The following is a 22,202-nucleotide window of genomic DNA, read 5'->3' on the forward strand; positions in this document are numbered from 1 at the left end:
TCAAATTTAATCTTATCATTTATTTGGCATGTGCCAAAAATTTACTTACGGAAAAGCTGAAAAATAAGTAACATACTCATTCTTCAGCTCTGTTTTGTTACATTTCATTTAACATTGCTTTTTTCTTTTCATCTGCACTAATATTTAAAACAAAACCGATACAAATCGAAAACATCATCAAACTCGACCCGCCTTGGCTGATAAAAGGAAAGGTAATTCCAGTTAATGGTATAATTCCAGTAATGCCTCCTAAATTAATAAAGATGGAAATTAAAAATAATGAAGCAATGCCAATGCACATAATCGAATTAAAAGGATCTTTAGAACGAATACCAATTAATAAGATCCGTGCAATCATGTAAAACAAAGCCCCTAAAATCAAAATAGCAACAATGAGGCCTAATTCTTCAACTACAATAGCAAAAGCATAATCGGTATGAGCAAATTGCAAAAAGCCCTTCTTTTGGATACTATTTCCTAATCCTCGTCCAAATAATCCACCGTTAAATAAGGCATAGTATCCATGAATCATTTGATGTCCATCCCCATATTCATCAATAAAGGGATTGCGAAATACGGCAAATCTCGATAGCACATAATTAGGTAAGAAATATTTACCAAAAGTATTGACACCAAGTATAGCTAGCACACTACCGACGATCCCAATTAAGCCCCCATATAGGGTATAAAGATAATTAACGCCGCTTGCAAGTAGTAAAATTAATACAATCAAAACAACAATCGCTGCATTTCCAAAGTCAGGGTAAAGTAATAACATGACAGTTGGAATAACCATAGCAAATAAAGAACCTTTAATACTAGTTAAAAAATGAGCTTGTACATGATTTTGCTGTCTTGCTAAGGTTGTAGAAAAAAACCATACAACCACTAATTTAAAAAATTCTACCGGCTGGATTGTTCCCATCCCAGGGATTTGTATCCAACCATAAGCACCGTTTACTGGTTTAAAAGCAAAAGCTACCAGCAATAAAAAGCTAACAAATATCAAAGCAGCAAAGGTAAGTTTTTTGCTCTTTAATACCTCAGTCTTTAATCTATAAATAATAAAGATTAAAAGTAAGCTAATAAACCAAAAAATAAATTGAAAGATGGCTTGTCTAGCCGGATTATCTCCATCTTCTAACAATACGTAAGAAGTTGTGCTATAGACCATCATCAGTCCAATAACTGTTAAAAATAAATAAGGGATTAAGATTCCCCAATCTAAAAAGCGTCTTTTTTTTATCTTGTTTGGCAAGTGCTATACCTCCTTGCCATTTTCAATAACTTTGATTTCTTCATAAATATCATTATATAATTGATTTAAATCACGCTCAAGATCACTGAGCAGTTGTTGTCCTGTTTCATCGGAAATAATTCCTAAACGAATCGAAAAAGATACTTGCCTAGATAAACCATACATTTGTGTATCAACAATTTCTTCAAATGCTTTACACTGGGTAATGCATAAATGGTTTTGCTGATTTTTAATTAGCATTTTAATACGATCTGCCTCTTGATAAAGCAAGTCTAGTGCTAATTCCGGAGAAATAGATTCCATTATAGGTCCCTCCTCTACTTATGTTTTTCCATTATAGCACAAACTTTATTCAAATTGGATGATTGGTTTTAGCAATTATTAATAAATTAAATAATTCTTCTTAAAAAAATAGAGGCTACATACAACATAGTCTCTATCTTTCATCTTTATTACTATTAGTTTTTCTTTTGTCTTTTTGCTGCTTTTTCACGTTCAGATTTATTTAAAATCTGCTTACGTAAACGAACATTTTGCGGTGTTATTTCGCAATACTCATCTTCATTGATAAACTCAATCGATTCTTCTAGTGTTAGAATTCGGGGTTTTTTAATCGTTGAAGTTTGGTCTTTTGTTGCGGAACGAACATTTGTCATTTGTTTTGCTTTTGTAATATTGACACCCAGGTCATTTTCACGAGCGTTTTCACCTACGATCATGCCTTCATAAACTTCTGTATTAGGTTCTACAAAAACAGTCCCACGTTCTTCAATATTCATAATAGAATAAGTTGTCGCTTTACCAGCATCAATGGAAACTAATGCACCGTGATTTCTACCAGCGAGTTGCGCCTTTAACATAGGCAAATATTGATCAAAGGTATGATGCATAATTCCATAACCACGTGTCATAGATAAGAATTCATTATTATACCCGATAAGTCCGCGTGAAGGTACTTGAAAAATTAAACGTACTTGACCGTTTCCGCTGTTAATCATGTCTTGCATTTCACCTTTGCGCGTGCCCAAAGATTCAATCACAGAGCCCATGTATTCTTCTGGTGTATCAATTTGTACACTCTCAAATGGTTCGCATTTCACGCCATCGATTTCTCTTTCGATAACTTCTGGGCGAGAAACTTGAAGTTCATAGCCTTCGCGACGCAAGTTTTCGATTAAAATAGATAAATGTAGTTCCCCGCGTCCAGAGACTGTCCATGAATCGGGAGTAAGTGGTTCTACTCGTAAAGAAACGTCTGTTTGCAGTTCTTTCATCAAACGTTCTTCAAGCTTTCTAGCAGTTACATGCTTTCCTTCTTGACCTGCAAATGGTGAATTATTGACTAAAAAGGTCATTTGCAAGGTAGGTTCATCAATCCGTAATATTGGAAGAGCATCTTGGTGGTCATAAGGTGTGATTGTTTCACCGACAAAAATATCTTCCATCCCTGCGATAGCAATTAAATCACCAGCCTTAGCTTCTGTGATTTCTTCTCGTTGCAACCCAAAATAACCAAATAATTGACTTACACGGAATTTTTTCACATTACCATCAAGTTTGATCAAAGCAACTTGGTCACCAACTTTAATCTTACCGCGGAAAATACGGCCGACTCCGATACGACCTACATAATCATTATAATCCAGTAAAGAAACTTGGAACTGTAAAGGTTCATCGCTATTATCAACAGGAGCTGGAATGTGCTCAATAATTGTGTCGAATACGGGTGCCATAGTTGTTTCTTGTTGACTTGGATCATCCGAAAGACTGGAAGTGCCATTGATCGCCGATGCATAAATAACTGGAAAGTCCAATTGTTCGTCATCAGCGCCTAATTCGATAAATAGTTCCAAAACTTGATCCACTACAAATTGCGGACGAGCTTCCGGCTTATCAATTTTATTAACGACTACGATTGGCGTTACGTTTTGATCCAATGCTTTTTTCAAAACAAAACGAGTTTGAGGCATAGTGCCTTCATAAGCATCTACTAAGAGGACTACGCCATCGACCATTTTCATAATACGTTCAACTTCACCACCAAAGTCCGCGTGCCCTGGTGTGTCTAAAATATTAATACGGGTATTACGATATTGGACAGCCGTGTTTTTAGATAAAATAGTGATACCGCGTTCTTTTTCAATATCATTATTGTCCATAGCTCTTTCTTGTAAATCTTTTCTTCCATCTAATGTTTCTGATTGTTTTAATAATTCATCAACTAAGGTTGTTTTTCCATGGTCAACGTGGGCAATGATTGCCACATTGCGAATTGTATCTCTATATTTCAATATTCATTTGCTCCTTTAAAATTCAATCAACTTATCAATCGTCTCAATAGAATAAGTGTTAAATTATTTCTACTTCATAACAGATAATACTACGCTCGACAAGTCATTATATCAAAAATTCTTTCTGAAAACCAGTGAAAACATTTCAAATTTGTAAATTTCTTACAAATTTCATCTAATTTTCGTCTTTAGCTTCCTCGACTAAAGCCATCATTTTTTCATAAGCTTTAGGAGTTGCTGCAATGAAATGTTCACGGCCATCAAATTTTAAAGGTCTGCCATTGATGTTTGATACCTTCATGCCAAATGCTTCTAACATAGCATTGCCTGCTGCGTAATCCCAAGGTGCTAAACTGGAAACGTAAGCACTACGCTCTCCTCTTAATAGCCCTATCAGTTCCAAACCAGCACAGCCCGACATACGAACACCCATCGAGTGTTCAGCCATTACCTGCGCATTATAGCTATTTTTACGATACATACTTGAATTCATTCCTACTAGACCATCTTTTAAAGACAGATCATCCGGTGCTTTTAAATTTTCTTCATTTATAAAAACACCGATTTCTTTGCCTCCCCATAAAAGAAGATCCTCCATTACGTTGTAGATAAAACCTAGTTTTCCTTGTCCTTGTTCATATACACCAATCATAATACAAAAATTTTCTCGTTCTAAGACAAAATTTAAAGTGCCATCAATAGGATCAATGATAAACACACGACCTGAAAAATCGGTTAAATGATCACGTCCGTTTTCTTCTGCTAAAATTTTTGCATCAGGGTCAAAAGCACTGATCTGTTCAATCAAAAAATCTTGAACTTTTTGATCAACATTTGTCACTAAATCTCGACGACCATTTTTTGTATCCACTGTCATCTCGTTTTTAGCAATTTCTTTTTTAATTAATTCTGCCGCTTCTTTCATCCAATTTTTTATTTCATTAATCATAATTTGCATCTGATTCATCCTTTCATTCTTAATTTTTTATCAGGATGAGTTTTTGCTTCTTGTACCGCTTTATATAAAGAATAACCAGACAATTTTTCAAACTCTCGACCTAACTTTCGCTCTTCACCGATACTTTTAACTACCGTTTTAAACCCTTTATAAGCATCAAGAAATTTTTCGGCAGAAATTCCCTTCTCATAACTATCTTCTAAGGCCTGCCATAAATTAACGACTAAAATGATTTCTTTAGTTGTCCATTCCATATCCAGAGGGTATTGATAATCTTGCATGACTTCACCTATTTTCTTTTTTCTCATAATTCTAGTGTACCAATATCTAAAAAAATGAACAACTATGACAGAAAGTTTTCGTAAAAAATGTTAAAAGCTTTAATCGTTTTCAACAATCGTTATGTATACATCCTAAGTATTATATAAGTACACAATTACTTTCAATATGTAAAATATATAAAAAAATTGTGGACTAAAACGCAAGCCCACAATTTTTACTATTTATGCATGGATTGGTAATCCAAGAGCTAACTCGGAAGCATCCATTGTAATTTCTCCTAAAGAAGGATGTGGATGAATGGTCAATGCGATATCTTCAGCGTTCATTCCTGATTCAATTGCTAATGCTAATTCTGAAACCATGTCAGAAGCTCCCACACCTGCGATTTGTGCCCCTACAAGTACATTATCTTCAACAGTAGTTACAAGTCGCATAAACCCTTCTGTCTTGTTTAAAGATAATGCCCGACCGTTACCAGCGAATGGAAACTTATAAGCTTTAGCATCAAGTCCTGCATCTTTGGCCTCAGTAATTGTCATACCTACAGTTACAATTTCTGGATCTGTAAAAGCTACAGCCGGCATTGCTTTATAATCAACAGCTACCTTTTTACCAGAAATAGCTTCAGCAGCAATTTTTGCTTCATAGCTTGCCTTATGTGCCAAAGCAGCGCCAGGGACAATATCGCCAATGGCAAAAATGCTTTTGACGTTTGTCCGTCCTTGATTATCAACTGGAATTAAACCGTGATCGCCAATTTCAACGCCAGCTTGTTCTAATCCCATTTCATCGGTATTAGGGCGGCGTCCGACAGTAACCATAACATAATCAGCTGTCACTGATTCTTTTTTACCATCAACTTCATAATTAACTGTAACACTATCGCCATTATCAACTGCTTCTTTGGCCATTGCGCTAGTAATAATATGAACGTCTCTTTTCTTGAAATCATCCTCAACTAATTTTACTAGATCTTTTTCATAAGTAGGCAAAATTTGTGGAGTTCCTTCAAGGATCGTTACTTCAGCTCCTAGGTTAGCGTAAGCACTCCCTAATTCGGCTCCGATAACGCCGCCGCCGATAATCACTAATTTTTCTGGTACTTGTTTTAAAGCTAATCCACCAGTCGAATCAATCACACGGCCACCAAATTTAAACCCTGGAATTTCAATAGGACGTGAACCAGTAGCAACAATCGCATGGTTGAAAGAATACGTTTGTGCTGAGTCAGGGTGAATGACCCTTAAATTATTTTCATCAACAAAGAAGGCTTCACCTTCAATAACCTCTACCTTATTTTTCTTTAATAGACCTTTAACGCCAGAAGTTAATTTGTTTACAACTTGTTTTTCTTTCCATTCTTGTGTTTTGCTAAAATCAAGAGAAGCATTTTCTGTTTTCACACCAAATACTTCAGAATCTTTTGCGTCTTGGTAGTGATGTCCAGCAGCAATCAAGGCCTTTGAAGGAATACAACCTACGTTTAAACAAACGCCACCGATATTTTCTCTTTCAATTATAGCAACTTTTTGGCCCATTTGGCTGGCCCGGATGGCAGCTACATAGCCACCAGGTCCCGAACCAACGACAACTGTATCTAATTCTATGGCAAAATCTCCAACGACCATTTATTTATCATCCTTCCATTAATAGTAGCTCTGGATCGTTTAGTAAACGTTTGATGTTGTTCATTGCAGTTTGAGCCGTTGCACCATCGACAATACGGTGGTCAAAACTCAATGACAATTTCATCATACGACCCACTACAATTTCACCTTCATCATTAACGATTGGTTCTTGTTTGATAGTACCTACGCCTAATATAGCAACTTCAGGGTAGTTGATAACTGGAGTAAACCAAGTGCCACCCACTGATCCGATATTACTAATTGTGATCGAACCATCACGCATATCTTGTGCCGATAGTTTGCCTTCGTGAGCAAGACCTGCTTTTTCGTTAATTTCGTCTGCAATAGCAAACATTCCTTTACGGTCAGCTTCTTTTACATTTGGCACGTACAAACCATGATCGGTATCTGTTGCAATACCAATATTGTAGTAATGTTTATAAACAATTTCTTGGGCTGCATCGTCGATCGAAGCGTTTAAAACAGGGAATTTCTTCACTGTTGCTGTCAAAGCTTTAACAACATATGGTAAGAAAGTCAACTTGGTCCCATTTTCTTGAGCAATGGCTTTGAATCTCTTACGTTGATCCCAAAGTTTGCTTACTTCTACTTCGTCATGCAAAGTAACGTGAGGTGCTGTATGTTTACTATTTGTCATCGATTTTGCAATAGCTTTACGTGTTGGAGTCATCTTTTCGCGTGTTTCCAAATCAGATAAGTTAGAAGTAAACGGCTTAGCAGGTGCAGCTTTTTCTTCTGGTTGAGATGTAGCTGCTTTTTCAGTAGTTTCTGTGCTTGCCTCAGCTTGTCCGCCGCCTGAAATAAAGTTTTCCACGTCTTCTTTTGTCACGCGTCCGCCTTTACCAGTTGCTGATACTTGTGTAATATCAACATCTTTTTCACGAGCAAATTGACGAACAGATGGCATTGCCAATACCCGTTTATTAGGATTAGATGCTGCCACTACTCCTGTCGAGCCGGTCGTATCCGTGCTTGCATCTTCTTTTAATTCTTGGCTAGCAGCAGGTGCACTTGATTTAGCATTGTTATGGCCAGGCGCATCGATTTCTACTAAAGTATCTCCTACATTGGCTACTTGACCTTCATCAATTAAAATATTTTTAATGGTTCCAGTAACTGGAGAAGGAATTTCTTCAACAGACTTGTCGTTTTGTACCTCAAGTAAAGTATCGTCTTCATTGATTGTATCGCCTGGTTTTACCATCCACTTAGCGATTTCACCTTCTGCAATTCCTTCACCAATGTCTGGTAATTTGAACTCATAAAAGCCTTCTTCACCAGATTCAGCATCTGATGCTGGCGCTGCAGGTGTCTGTTCTTCTTTAGGAGCAGCCGTCTCTTCGCTACCGTCATCTTCATAGCCTTCTGCGTCAATTTCTACTAAAGTATCTCCTACAGCTGCAGTTGTTCCTTCCTCAGCTAAAATATTTTTAATGGTTCCAGTAACTGGAGAAGGGATTTCTTCAACGGATTTGTCGTTTTGCACTTCAAGCAATGTATCGTCTTCATTAATTGTATCGCCTGGTTTTACCATCCATTTGACAATCTCGCCTTCTGCAATTCCTTCACCGATATCTGGTAATTTAAATTGAAATGCCATTTTGATATCTCCTTTATTTAGGGTTGGTATTACAGGCACACATTTCAAGAGATAAGAGTAAGATGACTCTTACCTCTTATCCCTGAATATGAACCTTCTTTATCTTTTTGATTAAAAGTTTACAATTTCTTTAACTTTTTCTTCAATATCTGCTGCATTTGGTAACCAAATTCCTTCAGCTTGGCCAAATGGGAAAACAGTATCAGGTGCAGAGACACGTCCGATTGGAGATTCTAATGAAAGAATGGCCTTTTCAGCAATTTCAGATGAAACTTTTGCACCAACACCTGCTTGTTTTTGCGCCTCTTGTACAACAACTACGCGATTTGTTTTCTCAACAGAAGCAATAATTGTTTCCATGTCAATTGGAGAAACTGTACGTAAATCAATAATTTCTGCACTGATGTTTTCTTTTTCTAAATTCTCAGCTGCTTTTAAAGCTTCACGTACCATAGCGCCGTATGTCACAATTGTAACGTCGTTGCCTTCTTTAGTTACTGCAGCTTTATCTAGCGGTACTTCATATTCTCCATCTGGAACTTCTTCACGGAAAGAACGGTAAAGTTTCATATGTTCTAAGTAAACCACCGGATCGTTACTTCTAATAGAAGAAATTAATAGCCCCTTTGCATCGTAAGGATTAGACGGGATAACTACTCGGATACCCGGTGCTTGAGCAATGAGCCCTTCCAAGTTATCAGAGTGCAGCTCTGGAGTATGAACACCACCGCCAAATGGCGCACGAAGGGTAATTGGTAAGTTGCGCGTTCCTCCCATACGATAACGTGTACGTGCGATTTGTCCTACAATTTCGTCCATTGCTTCAAATACAAAACCGAAGAATTGAATTTCAGGCACAGCACGATAACCTTCTAAAGCTAAACCAAAAGATAAACCCATAATTCCAGATTCAGCAAGTGGTGTGTCAAAGACTTGCTCTTCGCCGAATTTATCTTGCAAATCAGCAGTCGCACGGAATACTCCGCCGTTTTTACCAACGTCTTCACCAAAAACTAAGACATCTTTATCTTTTTCCAATTCAACAGCTAAGGCATCCGTGATCGCTTGAATCATTGTTTTTTGTGCCATGATTATTTCGACTCCTTCGCTTCGTAAAATTTAATTTGCTCTTGAATATTTTGAGGTTGTTTTTCAAACATATTCTTCAAGAAACCAGACACTTTTTGTTTTGGAACTTTGTCTGCTTCTGCAATTGCGTCTTTAATTTCTTGTTTTGCGTTTTCCATAACTTCTTCTTCTTTTTGTTCAGACCATAGTCCTTTATCTTCCAAGTAATTGCGGAAACGGATCAATGGATCTTTCTTTTGCCATTCATCGTCTAAATCTTTTGAACGGTAGCGGGTTGGGTCATCTCCTGACAAAGTATGAGCTCCGTAACGATAAGTAACTGTTTCAATCAGTACTGGGCCGTTGCCATTTGCAGCCCATTCACGAGCTAATTTTGATACAGTATATACAGCAAGCGGATCCATTCCATCTACTTGGATACCTGGAATTCCAGCTGCAACTGCTTTTTGTGCAATCGTCGTTGCCGCTGTTTGTTTATCACGAGGTGTAGAGATTGCAAAACCATTATTTTGCACATAAAAAACACCATTTGCTTTATAAGCACCAGCAAAGTTGATTGCTTCATAGAAATCTCCTTGGGAAGAACCACCATCACCAGTATAAGTAAATACTACATTCTTTTTACCACGTTTTTTCAAACCTAAAGCAACCCCTGCAGCTTGTACAAACTGAGCACCAATAATAATTTGTGGTGGAAGAGCTTTAAAATCCTCTTCGTATTCGTTACCAACTACGTGTCCACGGGACCACAAAAATGCTTGGTATAATGGTAATCCATGTTTTATTAATTGCGGAACATCACGATAGCCTGGTAGTAATACATCTTCTTTTTCAAAAGCAAAATGACTTGCTAATTGACTTGCCTCTTGCCCGGCAGTTGGTGCAAAAAAACCTAAGCGTCCTTGCCGGTTTAAAGCAGTAGAACGTTGGTCTAACACACGTGACCATACCATCCGAGTCATTAATTCAACTAATTGTTCATCACTTAAATCAGGTACTAACGATTCATCTACTACATTTCCATCTTGATCCAAAGCTTGGTAAGTTGGAAATAGCGTATCAACTTTATCCAGCAATGCTTGAAAGTCAATCGTCTTTTTCTTTGCCATCTTGTCACACTTTCCTCTCTTTAAACAATTATTCCTATTTATGGGTCACTATAACAGCAAAAAAATTCTGTATTACTGCTTGAACCACTTACAAATATAAATTATCATTTTTACAACCAAAATACAAGCGTATTCTTGATGAAAATTGTATTATTCCTGTTTTGTAGCAGTCATATATTAAAGTGTCTAAAAAATATAAACAATTTATGGAAACGCTCGCTTTCAACAAAAGTTCGTGCGTTTTATCACAAAAATAGTACAGTTTTAAGAAGCAACCAAAACAGTTTACTTAAAAACATCATTTTCATTGTCTGTATTTCATGTGAAAATTTGTACTATAAAAATAAAATCGCTTAAAAAACTTTGGAGCCAACTTAGAATATCAATAGTTTTGTCCCATAAATTATTTGTAACACGAAAAAAAGATGAGACATGATAAAATCTCATCTTTTTTGCTATATAACTATATAAAATTAAAGCCATTCTTCATTCAATGCAATATAAAACCTTTTAACTCCTTCTACTGTCAAAAGATAGGCTGCAACAATTAAAAAGAAATAAATCCAGTAACTATTTGGAAGCTGAACAAAGTCAAAAGCCTCACGCAATGGTGTTAATAAGATGACTCCCCCCATTAAGCAAGCTATGACAGTCGCAAATGTCACTTGCCAAGAAGCTTGGCTTTCAATCAGTGACCGTCTGCTAGTACGCAAGAAGTGTACAACCAGAGTTTGAGTAACAAGTCCAATAGCGAACCAACCGGTTTGGAATAGGTTTTGATCTGCTGGAGTATTGGCACCTATGATATACCACATCACCAAAAAAGTAGCAATATCAAATATACTACTAATCGGACCTATACACAGCGTAAATTTCAACAACCCTTTAACCTTCCATTTAACTGGAGCTTGTAACTCTTTATCATCAACGTTATCCCAAGGCAAAGTTAATTGGGCCATGTCATAGATTAAATTTTGAACAAGTAATTGCAGTGATAACATAGGCAGAAACGGCAAGAAGGCACTGGCAGCTAAAATGGTAAAAACATTCCCAAAATTAGAGCTGATTGTCATCTTGATATACTTCATCATATTAGCAAAAACCCTACGTCCTTCAATAACTCCTTGGGAAAGTACATTTAAACTTTTTTCTAGCAGTATAATAGAACTAGCGTCTCGTGTAATATCGGCAGCTGTGTCAACTGAGATACCAACATCGGCTGTTCTTAGTGCAGGCGCATCGTTAATCCCGTCTCCCATAAAACCCACAGTATGTTCTTTTGTTTGCAAAGTTGCAATAATTCGTGATTTTTGTTGCGGATTTAATTTAGCAAATAAGTGTACTTCATCTACTTTGTCTGCTAGTTCTTCATCAGTCATTTTTTCAATATCATTACCTAACAGCCATTCATTCACTTCAATTCCTACATCATGGCATACTTTTTTAGCCACAACATCATTATCCCCCGTTAATACTTTGACCGCTACGCCGTGGCTTTGTAAGGAATCAATAGCTGATTTTGCTGTTTCTTTTGCTGGGTCTAAGAAACAGATAAACCCTAACAGCTGCATATCTTTTTCATCATCAACAGAATAGACAGCTTCATTGTGCGCATCCATTTTTGTCGCAACAGTCAATACGCGCATACCTTGTTCATTTAATTTGCGGTTAAGCCTACGTAACTTTTTTCGTATTTCATCTGTCAAAGGAACTGTTTGTTTATCCCAGCGAATACAAGAACAAGCCTCTTCCATTTCTTCAACAGCCCCTTTAGTAATCATGAGCTGATGGGTCTCATTTATCTTTACTACAGCAGTTTGCCGCCGGCGAGCAAAATCAAAAGGAATCTCATCGATTTTTTCGATCTTATTATAAGGTAGTCGCTTATTGTTTTCGTTATAGAAATCAATTAATGCCTCATCCATAAGATTTTTCCAACCTGTTTGGTAAAAAGCATTCATATACGCTACATCAAGTACTTCGTCATTTTTATTACCTGAAGAATCTAGGTGTTGTACTAGCACCACTCTGTCTTCGGTAATGGTTCCCGTTTTATCTGTACATAAGACATTCATACTTCCTAAATTCTGAATCGATGGCAGTTCTTTGACAATGACTTTTTCTTTAGATAATGTCATTGCCCCTTTTGCTAAATTTGTGGTCACAATCATTGGCAGCATCTCTGGAGTAAGTCCTACCGCTACTGCAATAGCAAAGAAGAAAGCCTGTGCCCAATCCCCTTTTGTTAGCCCATTTAATACAAATACAATAGGAAACAAAATAAAAACCATTCGTAATAATAATTTACTAATTTGAGAGAGACCGCGATCAAAAGAAGTTGTGTTACGCCTTTTTGTCGCATTTTGAGCAATATCACCAAAGAAAGTATTCTGCCCAGTTTTTAAAATAATTGCCTTAGCTTGTCCACTCAACACATCGGTCCCCATAAAAACTAAATTGGGCATTTCAACGGCTGAACCCTCACCAATTGTTTCGTGTTTAACATCGGCAAGCTTTTCTACTGGCATCGATTCTCCCGTTAATGAGGATTGATTTACAAATAAATCTTTGGTCCAAATCAATACTGCATCTGCCGGTATCATATCTCCTGTTTCTAAGGTTAAAAGATCTCCTGGAACAACATCTTCCATAGAAATTTCGTTGGTTTGCCCTTCACGAGTAATTGCACATGTATTTTCAATAAACTCTTTTAACTCAATACTTGCTTTTTGTGAACGGTATTCTTGTACAAAAGTAATAAAAGCACTAGCTAAAATCATAATTGCCATCACAATTGCAGCGTCTAAATCATTCGTGAGAAAAGAGACGACCATCAAAAAGGCTAAAACAAAAACAAAGGGATCATAAAACGCATGCAGGAAAATTTTCCAGCCAGCCAATGGTTTTTGAGCATTCACTTGGTTTTTTCCATATTCTTCTAATCTTTTTTTTGCATCTTGTTCCGTTAACCCATTTTCAGAAGTACGCAAACTCATCATCAATTCTCTTTTTGAAAAAAGACCTAATTGCTTCATTTCTTTTTCTTTATTTTGTAATACACGCATGTTTTTCTCCTCCAAGCTTTTTACTAGGAGGTATGCTTAGGCCCCCTAGAAACGTTTTTTATTCTCTTACATTTACTCTGGGGATCTTCCATCATTCCACTCCTTTCTTTAACCTCAACAAACTGTTGGGCATTGTTCAGGTGAAAAACAAAGACGTCATTGACATAAAAAAACTGTGCACTTACTCAACAATGAGCGTACACAGTAATACAAATAACTTATGGCCATCGTCGAGCTTTGACACTATACGCCGTAGACGATGAATATATCGTCAGCTGCATTGTGAATGACCTTTTCGAGCATCCATGTTATACCAAGCTAAGAGTCTCTCGATTCTTTCGCGGCAGCAGCTTATTTCCGTATAGGAGCCTCACCTAACAATTATTTTATTTTCAACTCTCACTCTAATAGATATAAAAATATTCGTCAATAAAAAACTCTTTTTTTTTTTAACACAAAACGTTTTACTTCTCTGGATAAAAATATTTATCTATAGCATTTAAAATATACTCGCTAGCAAAACCATCTCCATAAGGATTTTTTGCTTGTGCCATAGCTGCGTGAGCATCAGCGTCATCTAGTAAATGTTTAGTTATTTGATAAACATCTTCTTCTTGTGTGCCGATTAATTTTAAAGTCCCTGCTTCAATTCCTTCCGGACGCTCAGTAGTGCTTCTTAAAACAAGTACTGGCACTCCTAATGAAGGAGCTTCTTCTTGCACACCGCCAGAATCACTCAAAACTAAATAACTGTTTGCAATAAAATTATGAAAATCAATAACATCCAACGGTTCTATTAAGGAAACATTATTTAAATCAGATAATTTTTCTTTGGCTAACTTTCGTACCTGGGGATTTTTATGCATAGGAAAAACAATAGAAACATCAGAAAACTCTTTAGCAATTCGTCTTAAAGCAGAAAACACTTGTAACATTGGCGTTCCTAAATTTTCTCTTCGATGCATTGTCAAAACTAGCTGTCGCTTTCCGCTAGGCGCTAAAGAAGGAGCAGTATAATCTTTTTTTACAGTAAATTTCATCGCATCAATCGCTGTATTACCAGTGATGACAATTGATTTTTCCGGATGGTTTTCGGCTAAAAGATTTTGCTTACTTTGCTTTGTTGGCGCAAAAAACAGATCTGCTAGCACATCTGTCATCTGTCTGTTGGCTTCCTCAGGGAAAGGAGAATATTTATTCCATGTTCGTAAGCCAGCTTCTACATGTCCGATTCTTACCTGTTGATAAAAAGCAGCAGTAGCAGCTGCAAACGTTGTGGTAGTATCCCCATGAACAAGGACCATATCTGGCTGTTCTTTTTGTAAGATTGGCTGTAAATCCAGTAAAACTTTGGTCGTGATATCCGTCAAGTTCTGACCTTGAGCCATAATATTCAAATCATAATCAGGAGTAATCGCAAAAATCTGTAACACTTGATCCAGCATATCTCGATGTTGAGCTGTGATTACTGTTTTTGCTAAAAAGCGTTCATCGTTTTTTAATGCTTTGACAACCGGCGCCATTTTGATTGCTTCTGGCCGTGTGCCAAATATAGATATCACTTTAATCGGCATCTTTTTCACCTCAGCATCATTCTATCAGACATAAGAAAAACAAGCTATCTTTAAATTGTATCGCCATTAAAGATCGAGTTTTTTACGATTGCGTAATCTACAGTTCGAATAGAATCTAAATCTTTCCCTCCAGCGTAAGAAATAGAAGACTGCAAGTCTTGTTGCATCTCATCTAAAGTATCTTGAAAAGATCCTTTATGAACGACCCAAATTTTTTTGCCTTCAACGTTTTTCTTTTCGCCCTTTTGAAATTCCGATGCAGAACCAAAATATTCTTTATAAACAATGCCATTTTCAACCTTCGTTTCACCAGGAGACTCTTCATGTCCAGCAAATAAGGAGCCAATCATAACCATGGTTGCTCCGAAACGGACGGATTTAGCAATATCTCCATGTGTACGAATACCACCATCAGCAATAATGGGTTTTCTGGCTGCTTTAGAACACCAATGTAAGGCGGCTAACTGCCAACCTCCAGTACCAAAACCGGTTTTAAGCTTCGTAATACAAACTTTCCCGGGCCCAATTCCAACTTTTGTCGCATCAGCACCAGCATTTTCCAATTCACGAACAGCTTCCGGTGTGCCCACATTACCTGCAATGACAAAAGTTTTTGGTAAGCTTTTTTTGATATATTGAATCATTGCAATCACTGAATTTGAATGTCCGTGAGCGATATCGATAGTTATATAATCTGGTATCAGCTTTTCTTTGGCTAATTCGTCAATAAAAGTATATTCTCCTTCTTTTACCCCTACACTAATGGAAGTAATCAGCCCTTTTTTCTTCATCTTTTTTATAAATGGAATTCTTGCTTGTTCATCAAAACGATGCATGATGTAAAAATAGCCTTTTTCTGCCAAAAATTCAGCAATTGATTCATCGACAATCGTCTGCATATTTGCTGGTACAACTGGCATCTTAAAAGTATGCTTACCTAAAGTAGCTCTTGTATCACACTCTGAACGACTATTTACAATACATTTATTAGGTATTAACTGAATATCTTCGTAATCAAATACTTGCATATCAACCATAAATAATTTCATCTCGCTTTGTTCGTTATTTTTTTCAAACCCTTAACAACTTAGCGTAAATGAACCTATTTTGCAAATGAATCCTTGATTTAAGTAAAATAAAACAGCCGATTGTTCGCCTTTTACGAACAATCGGCTGTGTTTTTATGGTAAATCATTTCCAGCTGCAAGATAAAGTTGATACCAATCTTTTCTTGTTAGTTGAACTTGACTAGCTTGGGCAATCTCTTCAATTCGTTTTGGATTCATTGTACCTGCAATGACCTGCATATTTGCCGGATGACGCAATATCCAAGAAGAAGCCAGTCCATTTGGCGTAGTGTTGTATTTTTCAGCTAGTTCGTTTAATTTTTGATTTAATTCCGGGAACCGTTCATTTCCGATAAAGACTTCTTTAACGGAACTAGCTTGATAAGGCGGCTATGCCTGAATCGTCATGTTCTCTAAACGAGAAAATTCTAAAATCTCACCGTCACGTACATTCGCTTGTTCTTCTTTCCGGTTAACGTATAAGCCTTCATCAATCATTCCCGTATGCATTAAACCAAATTGTAATTGATTGGCAACTAATGGTTGCTTAACCACACTTTGCAACAGTTTGATTTGTGCTGGATTATGATTACTTACACCAAAATGTCGAACTTTTCCTTGGGTAGCCAGTTCATCAAAAGCCGCCGCCACTTCTTCAGGTTCCATCAAAGCATCCGGACGATGTAAAAGCAAAGAATCCAGATAGTCTGTCTGCAGTCTTTTTAGACTGCCATCAACCGCTTCAATGACATGTTCTTTTGAGAAATCATACATTTCACCTGGAACAATACCACATTTTGATTGAATAAATAGATCTTCTCGTTTGATAGAAGTTTTTGCTAGATTTTTTGCAAATATCTGCTCGCATTCGCCCTTACCATATATATCTGCATGATCAAAAAAAGTAATTCCGTTATCAACAGCTGTTTGTATCACTTTTGCAGGATCTGCAGCAGAGTTCATCCGCATACAGCCTAAAATGATACTTGGCAGCTTAATTCCTGTAGAACCAAATGTCACTTGTTTCATGTTAGTCACTCCTTAGCTATCTAACCCTACACGTCTAAAAAGATCATCTACATGTTTTAGATGATAATGGTAATCAAAAGCATCATCAATTTCTTTGTCAGATAAAACATTGGTAATCTTTTCGTCTTTTTCCAATAAAGAACGAAAACTAATCCCATTGTCCCAAGCCTCTGCTGTTTTCGGCTGAATTAAATCATAAGCTTCTTCTCTTGTCATCCCATGATCAATTAATTTTAGCAGTACTTGCTGGCTATAAATCAATCCGTAAGTAGCTCCCATATTTCTTTTCATATTTTCTGGGAGTATAGTAAGATTTTTTAATATATTCGTAAACCTTACTAACATATAGTCCAGTAAAATCGTTGTGTCTGGAATAATTATCCGCTCAGCTGAGGAATGAGAAATATCCCGTTCATGCCATAATGAAACATCTTCATAAGCCGTGATCATATGTCCTCGCATCACACGAGCCAAACCAGCCATATTTTCTGAACCAATTGGGTTTCTTTTATGGGGCATAGCAGAAGAACCCTTTTGACCTTGAGAGAAAAATTCTTCGACTTCTCGCGTTTCTGATTTTTGTAAACCACGAATCTCTGTTCCAAATTTTTCGATGCTAGTGGCAATTAATGCCATACTAGCGATATATTCAGCATGTAGATCGCGCGGTAAAACTTGCGTTGAAATATCTTGAGCGCGTATTCCTAGCTTATCACATACATATTGTTCAACAAATGGTGGAATATTAGCAAATGTTCCTACAGCACCGCTAATTTTCCCAGCTTCCACTCCACTAGCAGCATGTTCAAAACGTTCGATATGTCGTTTAACTTCAGCATACCATAAAGCAAGTTTCAAACCAAAAGTAGTAGGTTCAGCGTGGACGCCATGGGTTCGTCCCATCATTACTGTATATTTATGGGCTTTTGCTTTTTCTTCGATCGTTTTGGCAAACGTCTTTAAGTCTTGACGTAAAATTTCATTGGCTTGTTTCATTAGGTAACCATAAGCTGTATCTACCACGTCAGTAGAAGTCAGTCCATAGTGAATCCATTTACTTTCCTCACCCAAAGTTTCAGAAACGGCGCGGGTAAAACTTACAACGTCATGTTTGGTCTGTTCTTCAATCTCTTGGATTCGTGAAACATCAAAAGAAGCGTTCTCCTTAATTTTTCTAACGTCTTCCTGCGGAACTTCTCCTAACTCTGCCCAAGCTTCATCAGCTAAAATTTCAACTTTCAACCAAGCATTATAGCGATTTTCGTCCGACCAAATGCTTCCCATCTCTTTACGTGTATATCGTCCTAACATGCTTTTCTCCTTTTATTACAAATTTGTACCATCAATTTCACTTAAAACCCGTTCGGGCGTCGTTGTTGGAATAGTGATATGCCCCATTTTTCTATGATTAACTGTCCGCTTTTTTCCATAATAGTAAAAATTCCAATCTTTTTTTTCAGGAATCAGTCTAAAACTAGTGCTTAACGCTGTACCTAAAATATTGACTGTTACTGCTTTACTAAAGAGTTGAACCTCTCCTAAAGGCCAGCCGCAAACACCTCGAATATGGGCATCGAACTGGCTCATATTGCAAACATCAATCGTATAATTTCCAACACTGTGTGGTCGAGGCGTCAATTTAATCGTATAAATGCTACCGGATTCAGTCAAAACCATATCAATTGCTAAAACCCCATGCAAAGCTAGTGCTTCTCCAATTTGTATACCAATCCGTTTTACCTCATCAGAAACTTCCTCGGCAATATCGGCAGAAGCAATGGTTTCAAATAAAATTCCATCCCGATAAATGGTTTCCGTTACTGGAAAGGTTGTATACTCTTGACCGTTTCCAGCAACTAAAACTGACAGCTGTTTTTTTACAGGAATTAAAGCTTCCAGTACACAAGTTCCTTCCCTAAGTAAGCCCATCGAAGGGGCCAAGTCTGACATACTATTTAAAATATTCTGTTGTTCAGAATCACGTGTGACTTTTAACACACAAGGAAAACCAATGCTATCAATGGCTTCTTGAATATCGGTAGGACTAATAATTGTCTCATAAGGCGGGATAACAACATTATTTGTTTCTAAAAAGGATATTTCCATCAGCCGATCTTGTGTGATGGCTAGCAGGTCCGTACCTTGCGGAACATTTGCTGAATCAATGACAGCATTTAAACTTTCTACGCCAATTTTGCTTGTTTCGTAAGTGACAATATCACTTCGCTTTGCCAAGGCTTCTAAAGCAAGTACATCGTCACAATCAGCAACGATATGCCAATCGGCTAGCTGCGCAGTTGGACAATCATTTACCGGGTCTAAAACTCCCACATGAAACCCCATATTTTTTGCACTGATTGTCATCATTTTGCCCAACTGTCCTCCGCCGACAATCCCAATTGTTCCACCTGGCATCAAAGGTCTGACCAAGTTGATCCCTACTTTCCATAATTGTTTGGCTTCTACTTGTAAATGATACCTTGAAAATTCGACAGCCGCAAGTAGGCACGCAATAGTTAAAAGAAATTTTTTTCTAAAACTAAAATAGTTCAATAATAATTATCGGAAACCCCATCAAAACTACTTATCCTAGCTTTAATTTTAAGGCTGTCACACCAACCCTTTAAGTGAACGCTTATTACTTGTAGGCTTATATAGTAAGTACAATAACTCAGCCATTAATTTTTATTAAACAATAAATAACCAACTAAACAAAGATGAAGTTTAGCTGGTCGAATCATTCTATAAAAACAATATTAAAAATTAAGCATCAGCTTCTTTAAATGAAACTTTTCCATCATTTAAAGAAGCAATACGTGCCAATGAAACAACCGGTACGTCCATGTCTTCTAATAATTGTCGACCTGTTTGAAAACCTTTTTCAATGACAATGCCGATTCCTTCAACCTGAGCGCCAGCTTGTTGACATAGCTCAATTAATCCTTTAGCTGCTTGACCATTAGCTAAGAAATCATCTACAATTAATACACGATCTTGTTCGCTAAGAAACTTCCTTGAAATAGAGATAGTGCTTGATACTTGTTTAGTGAAAGAATAAACCGAACTAGTCAACAGTTCTTCGTTCATTGTTAAACTTTTAGCTTTACGAGCAAAGATCATAGGGACTTCTAAACTTTGTGCCGTATATATTGCAGGGCCAATACCAGAAGCTTCAATAGTCACGACCTTAGTGATTTTCTTTTTGGCAAAAACTTCTGCTAATCTTGCTCCGATACGTTTCATTAAATCCGGATCGACTTGGTGTGTGATGAAACTATCGACTTTTAAAACACCTTCAGATAAAACATTTCCATCTTTTTGTATACGACGAACCAATTCTTCCATTCTTACTCTCCTTTTTCAATTAAAAAAGCACCCTTTTTGGACAAAGCAAAAAAGTATGCAAATAGACATATTTTTGACTTATAGACCAATATTTACGGTATTGGGTAGAAACAGCCGACCGATTACGGCTATATATAAGTATAAATTTAAATTACTTATCAACATTATGCCTGCGAATCGAATAAATTACAAGTATTGCTCAGTTATTTTCTAACAAAAAATAAAAAACAGCGCTTTAATAATATGTCAAAGTGCTGTTTTTCATCATTTAGTGTCTGCTCTATTAAAAAATGACTATTTTCCTAACTCAGAAGCTTCTTTATTTTTGAGAAAAGTTTGGATTGGCCACTGATCATTCAACAGCTGACTATCAGGCGAAAGAGAAGCTTTTTGTTTCAAACCTGTTTGCCAGAATAACCAGAGAACACCTAAGGTTAACACTCCGCCTAGAGCATAAGATAATGGAGTTAATCCCATTTGCAAACCAATAGGTTCACTGAGGATATAAACGATACAAGCATATAGCATGAAAGAACCAGGAATCAATGTAACAAAATAATTTCTTCCCTTCAAAAAGAGATACCGTGTCGAGACTAGTAATGAAATGACTGCTGTTACTTGGTTTGCCCAGTTAAAATAGCGCCACAAAATATTAAAATCAATTTGAGTTAATACAAAAGAAATAACAAATAGAGGCACAGCAACTAGTAAAACCTTTTTGATTTTATCTTGCTTCATCCCGATATAATCCGCTAAAATTGTTCGACAACTTCTAAATGCCGACAAGCCGGAAGAAATTGGCAGAACAATAACACCAATAATCGCAATGGTTCCTAAAACATTTCCAAGAAGTAGGATAGAAACTTCGTTTACTACAGCCGAAGGTGTTCCCGCATTAATAATTGCACTTAACGTTTGTCCATCAAAGAGTGTCATAGAAGCCGCTGCCCAAATCATAGCAATAATACCTTCACCGACCATCATACCATAAAAAGTAAACCGTCCTTCTCGCTCTCCTTCTGTAGTGCGCGAAACCATTGGTGCTTGCGTTGCATGAAAGCCCGATAAAGCACCACAAGAAATAGTAAAGAACAATGCTGGAAAAATAGCTGTTCCTTCGGGATGAAAATTATTCATTGTTTGTACACTTAAATTGGGAATATCGTGACCGCTAAATAACAAACTAATTCCTATGGCAAGTGTACTGACAATCAAAATCGCACCAAAAATAGGAAAAACCTTTCCAAGCGCCTTATCAATTGGCAATACGGTTGAAATCAAGTAATAAACAAAGATTAACGCTGTAATAATCCCGACTGTCAGCCAGCTGGGCGTGATATCTGCAATTAAATTTGCCGGTGAACTTACAAAAACAGTGCCAACCAGCAACAAAAGCAACATTGCAAAAATATTAACTACGTGTTTCACAGGTTTTCCTAAGTATTTACTTGCCAGTTCTGGCAAATGAGCGCCATTATTCCGTAATGAAATCATACCAATCATATAATCATGAACGCCCCCAGCAAAAATACAACCTAATACAATCCATAAATAAGCCACTGGACCATAAAGAGCCCCCATAATAGGACCAAAAATAGGACCCGTTCCAGCAATATTTAACAATTCTATAATCGCATTTTTTGACTTTGACATAGGAACAAAATCATAGCCATCTTGCAAAGCTTTAGCTGGAGTAACTCGTTCAGGCTTGATTTGAAAGTTCTTTTCGATGTAAGTACCATAAAAAATATACCCTAAAATTAATAACCCTATTCCACCGATTAATGTTATCATTGATTGCCCTCCTTGTTTGTTTTTACACATCAAGTATAAACAATGAAAAGGCAAATAAATCGCTTTCATCCCTAAATAGCAAAAAAGCAGGC

The 22,202-nt window shown here is 36.9% G+C and carries 16 protein-coding genes, 1 pseudogene and 2 riboswitches; all 17 genes and pseudogenes read right to left on the reverse strand.

Annotation, left to right across the window (positions count from 1 at the left end; genetic code table 11):
• Positions 1–97 precede the first annotated feature (97 nt).
• On the reverse strand, positions 98–1,258 hold the full coding sequence (locus TS1_RS00305) for an FtsW/RodA/SpoVE family cell cycle protein (RefSeq protein ID WP_068706642.1): 1,161 nt from the start codon (positions 1,256–1,258) through the stop codon (positions 98–100).
• A gap of 3 nt (positions 1,259–1,261) precedes the next feature.
• Positions 1,262–1,561, reverse strand: a complete 300-nt coding sequence (locus TS1_RS00310) for a YlaN family protein (protein ID WP_068706644.1) — start codon at positions 1,559–1,561, stop codon at positions 1,262–1,264.
• Positions 1,562–1,716: 155 nt separating this feature from the next.
• Positions 1,717–3,549 carry a translational GTPase TypA gene (gene typA, locus TS1_RS00315; protein WP_068706646.1) on the reverse strand — a complete coding sequence of 611 codons (1,833 nt, stop codon included), beginning with the start codon at positions 3,547–3,549 and terminating at the stop codon, positions 1,717–1,719.
• A gap of 175 nt (positions 3,550–3,724) precedes the next feature.
• Positions 3,725–4,507 carry an inositol monophosphatase family protein gene (locus tag TS1_RS00320; protein WP_068706648.1) on the reverse strand — a complete coding sequence of 261 codons (783 nt, stop codon included), beginning with the start codon at positions 4,505–4,507 and terminating at the stop codon, positions 3,725–3,727.
• A gap of 5 nt (positions 4,508–4,512) precedes the next feature.
• Positions 4,513–4,788, reverse strand: a complete 276-nt coding sequence (locus tag TS1_RS00325; RefSeq protein ID WP_068706650.1) for a UPF0223 family protein — start codon at positions 4,786–4,788, stop codon at positions 4,513–4,515.
• Between the two features lie 222 nt (positions 4,789–5,010).
• Complete coding sequence (gene lpdA / locus TS1_RS00330) at positions 5,011–6,417, reverse strand: dihydrolipoyl dehydrogenase (RefSeq protein ID WP_068706652.1); 1,407 nt, start codon at positions 6,415–6,417, stop codon at positions 5,011–5,013.
• A gap of 7 nt (positions 6,418–6,424) precedes the next feature.
• Positions 6,425–8,038: a dihydrolipoyllysine-residue acetyltransferase gene (locus TS1_RS00335; RefSeq protein ID WP_068706654.1), complete on the reverse strand. Its 1,614-nt coding sequence runs from the start codon at positions 8,036–8,038 to the stop codon at positions 6,425–6,427.
• Positions 8,039–8,149: 111 nt separating this feature from the next.
• Positions 8,150–9,127 carry an alpha-ketoacid dehydrogenase subunit beta gene (locus TS1_RS00340; protein ID WP_068706656.1) on the reverse strand — a complete coding sequence of 326 codons (978 nt, stop codon included), beginning with the start codon at positions 9,125–9,127 and terminating at the stop codon, positions 8,150–8,152.
• 2 nt (positions 9,128–9,129) lie between these two features.
• Positions 9,130–10,236, reverse strand: coding sequence for a pyruvate dehydrogenase (acetyl-transferring) E1 component subunit alpha (pdhA, locus tag TS1_RS00345; protein WP_068706657.1), 1,107 nt, complete (start codon positions 10,234–10,236; stop codon positions 9,130–9,132).
• A 473-nt stretch (positions 10,237–10,709) separates the two neighbouring features.
• Positions 10,710–13,301 carry a magnesium-translocating P-type ATPase gene (mgtA, locus tag TS1_RS00350; RefSeq protein ID WP_068706659.1) on the reverse strand — a complete coding sequence of 864 codons (2,592 nt, stop codon included), beginning with the start codon at positions 13,299–13,301 and terminating at the stop codon, positions 10,710–10,712.
• A 216-nt stretch (positions 13,302–13,517) separates the two neighbouring features.
• Positions 13,518–13,690: riboswitch (M-box (ykoK) riboswitch) on the reverse strand.
• Positions 13,691–13,765: 75 nt separating this feature from the next.
• Entirely contained in the window at positions 13,766–14,875 is a 1,110-nt protein-coding gene (wecB, locus tag TS1_RS00355; protein WP_068706661.1) for a non-hydrolyzing UDP-N-acetylglucosamine 2-epimerase, read from the reverse strand.
• A 50-nt stretch (positions 14,876–14,925) separates the two neighbouring features.
• The gene (guaC, locus tag TS1_RS00360; protein ID WP_083498211.1) at positions 14,926–15,903 is read right to left on the reverse strand and encodes a GMP reductase; all 978 of its coding nucleotides are present in this window, start codon (positions 15,901–15,903) and stop codon (positions 14,926–14,928) included.
• Between the two features lie 153 nt (positions 15,904–16,056).
• Positions 16,057–16,971: pseudogene (locus tag TS1_RS00365) on the reverse strand (aldo/keto reductase).
• A gap of 12 nt (positions 16,972–16,983) precedes the next feature.
• The gene (gene purB, locus TS1_RS00370; RefSeq protein WP_068706666.1) at positions 16,984–18,282 is read right to left on the reverse strand and encodes an adenylosuccinate lyase; all 1,299 of its coding nucleotides are present in this window, start codon (positions 18,280–18,282) and stop codon (positions 16,984–16,986) included.
• Positions 18,283–18,297: 15 nt separating this feature from the next.
• Complete coding sequence (gene purK, locus TS1_RS00375; RefSeq protein WP_068706799.1) at positions 18,298–19,386, reverse strand: 5-(carboxyamino)imidazole ribonucleotide synthase; 1,089 nt, start codon at positions 19,384–19,386, stop codon at positions 18,298–18,300.
• Positions 19,387–19,734: 348 nt separating this feature from the next.
• On the reverse strand, positions 19,735–20,316 hold the full coding sequence (locus tag TS1_RS00380) for a xanthine phosphoribosyltransferase (protein ID WP_068706669.1): 582 nt from the start codon (positions 20,314–20,316) through the stop codon (positions 19,735–19,737).
• A 61-nt stretch (positions 20,317–20,377) separates the two neighbouring features.
• Positions 20,378–20,474: riboswitch (purine riboswitch) on the reverse strand.
• 136 nt (positions 20,475–20,610) lie between these two features.
• Positions 20,611–22,110, reverse strand: coding sequence for a carbon starvation CstA family protein (locus tag TS1_RS00385; protein WP_068706671.1), 1,500 nt, complete (start codon positions 22,108–22,110; stop codon positions 20,611–20,613).
• Between the last annotated feature and the right edge of the window lie 92 nt (positions 22,111–22,202).

This window comes from Tetragenococcus solitarius NBRC 100494 (genome assembly GCF_001544195.1).
Lineage (GTDB): Bacteria > Bacillota > Bacilli > Lactobacillales > Enterococcaceae > Tetragenococcus > Tetragenococcus solitarius.

Coding starts and splice junctions, on each gene's coding strand:
- TS1_RS00335 (WP_068706654.1), bottom strand. CDS start 8,038: ATGGCATTTCAATTTAAATTACCAGATATCGGTGAAGGAATTGCAGAA.
- TS1_RS00325 (WP_068706650.1), bottom strand. CDS start 4,788: ATGCAAGATTATCAATACCCTCTGGATATGGAATGGACAACTAAAGAA.
- TS1_RS00385 (WP_068706671.1), bottom strand. CDS start 22,110: ATGATAACATTAATCGGTGGAATAGGGTTATTAATTTTAGGGTATATT.
- TS1_RS00380 (WP_068706669.1), bottom strand. CDS start 20,316: ATGGAAGAATTGGTTCGTCGTATACAAAAAGATGGAAATGTTTTATCT.
- guaC (WP_083498211.1), bottom strand. CDS start 15,903: ATGCAAGTATTTGATTACGAAGATATTCAGTTAATACCTAATAAATGT.
- wecB (WP_068706661.1), bottom strand. CDS start 14,875: ATGCCGATTAAAGTGATATCTATATTTGGCACACGGCCAGAAGCAATC.
- TS1_RS00310 (WP_068706644.1), bottom strand. CDS start 1,561: ATGGAATCTATTTCTCCGGAATTAGCACTAGACTTGCTTTATCAAGAG.
- TS1_RS00340 (WP_068706656.1), bottom strand. CDS start 9,127: ATGGCACAAAAAACAATGATTCAAGCGATCACGGATGCCTTAGCTGTT.
- purB (WP_068706666.1), bottom strand. CDS start 18,282: ATGTTAGGACGATATACACGTAAAGAGATGGGAAGCATTTGGTCGGAC.
- mgtA (WP_068706659.1), bottom strand. CDS start 13,301: ATGCGTGTATTACAAAATAAAGAAAAAGAAATGAAGCAATTAGGTCTT.
- pdhA (WP_068706657.1), bottom strand. CDS start 10,236: ATGGCAAAGAAAAAGACGATTGACTTTCAAGCATTGCTGGATAAAGTT.
- TS1_RS00320 (WP_068706648.1), bottom strand. CDS start 4,507: ATGCAAATTATGATTAATGAAATAAAAAATTGGATGAAAGAAGCGGCA.
- lpdA (WP_068706652.1), bottom strand. CDS start 6,417: ATGGTCGTTGGAGATTTTGCCATAGAATTAGATACAGTTGTCGTTGGT.
- purK (WP_068706799.1), bottom strand. CDS start 19,386: ATGCCAGGTGGAACAATTGGGATTGTCGGCGGAGGACAGTTGGGCAAA.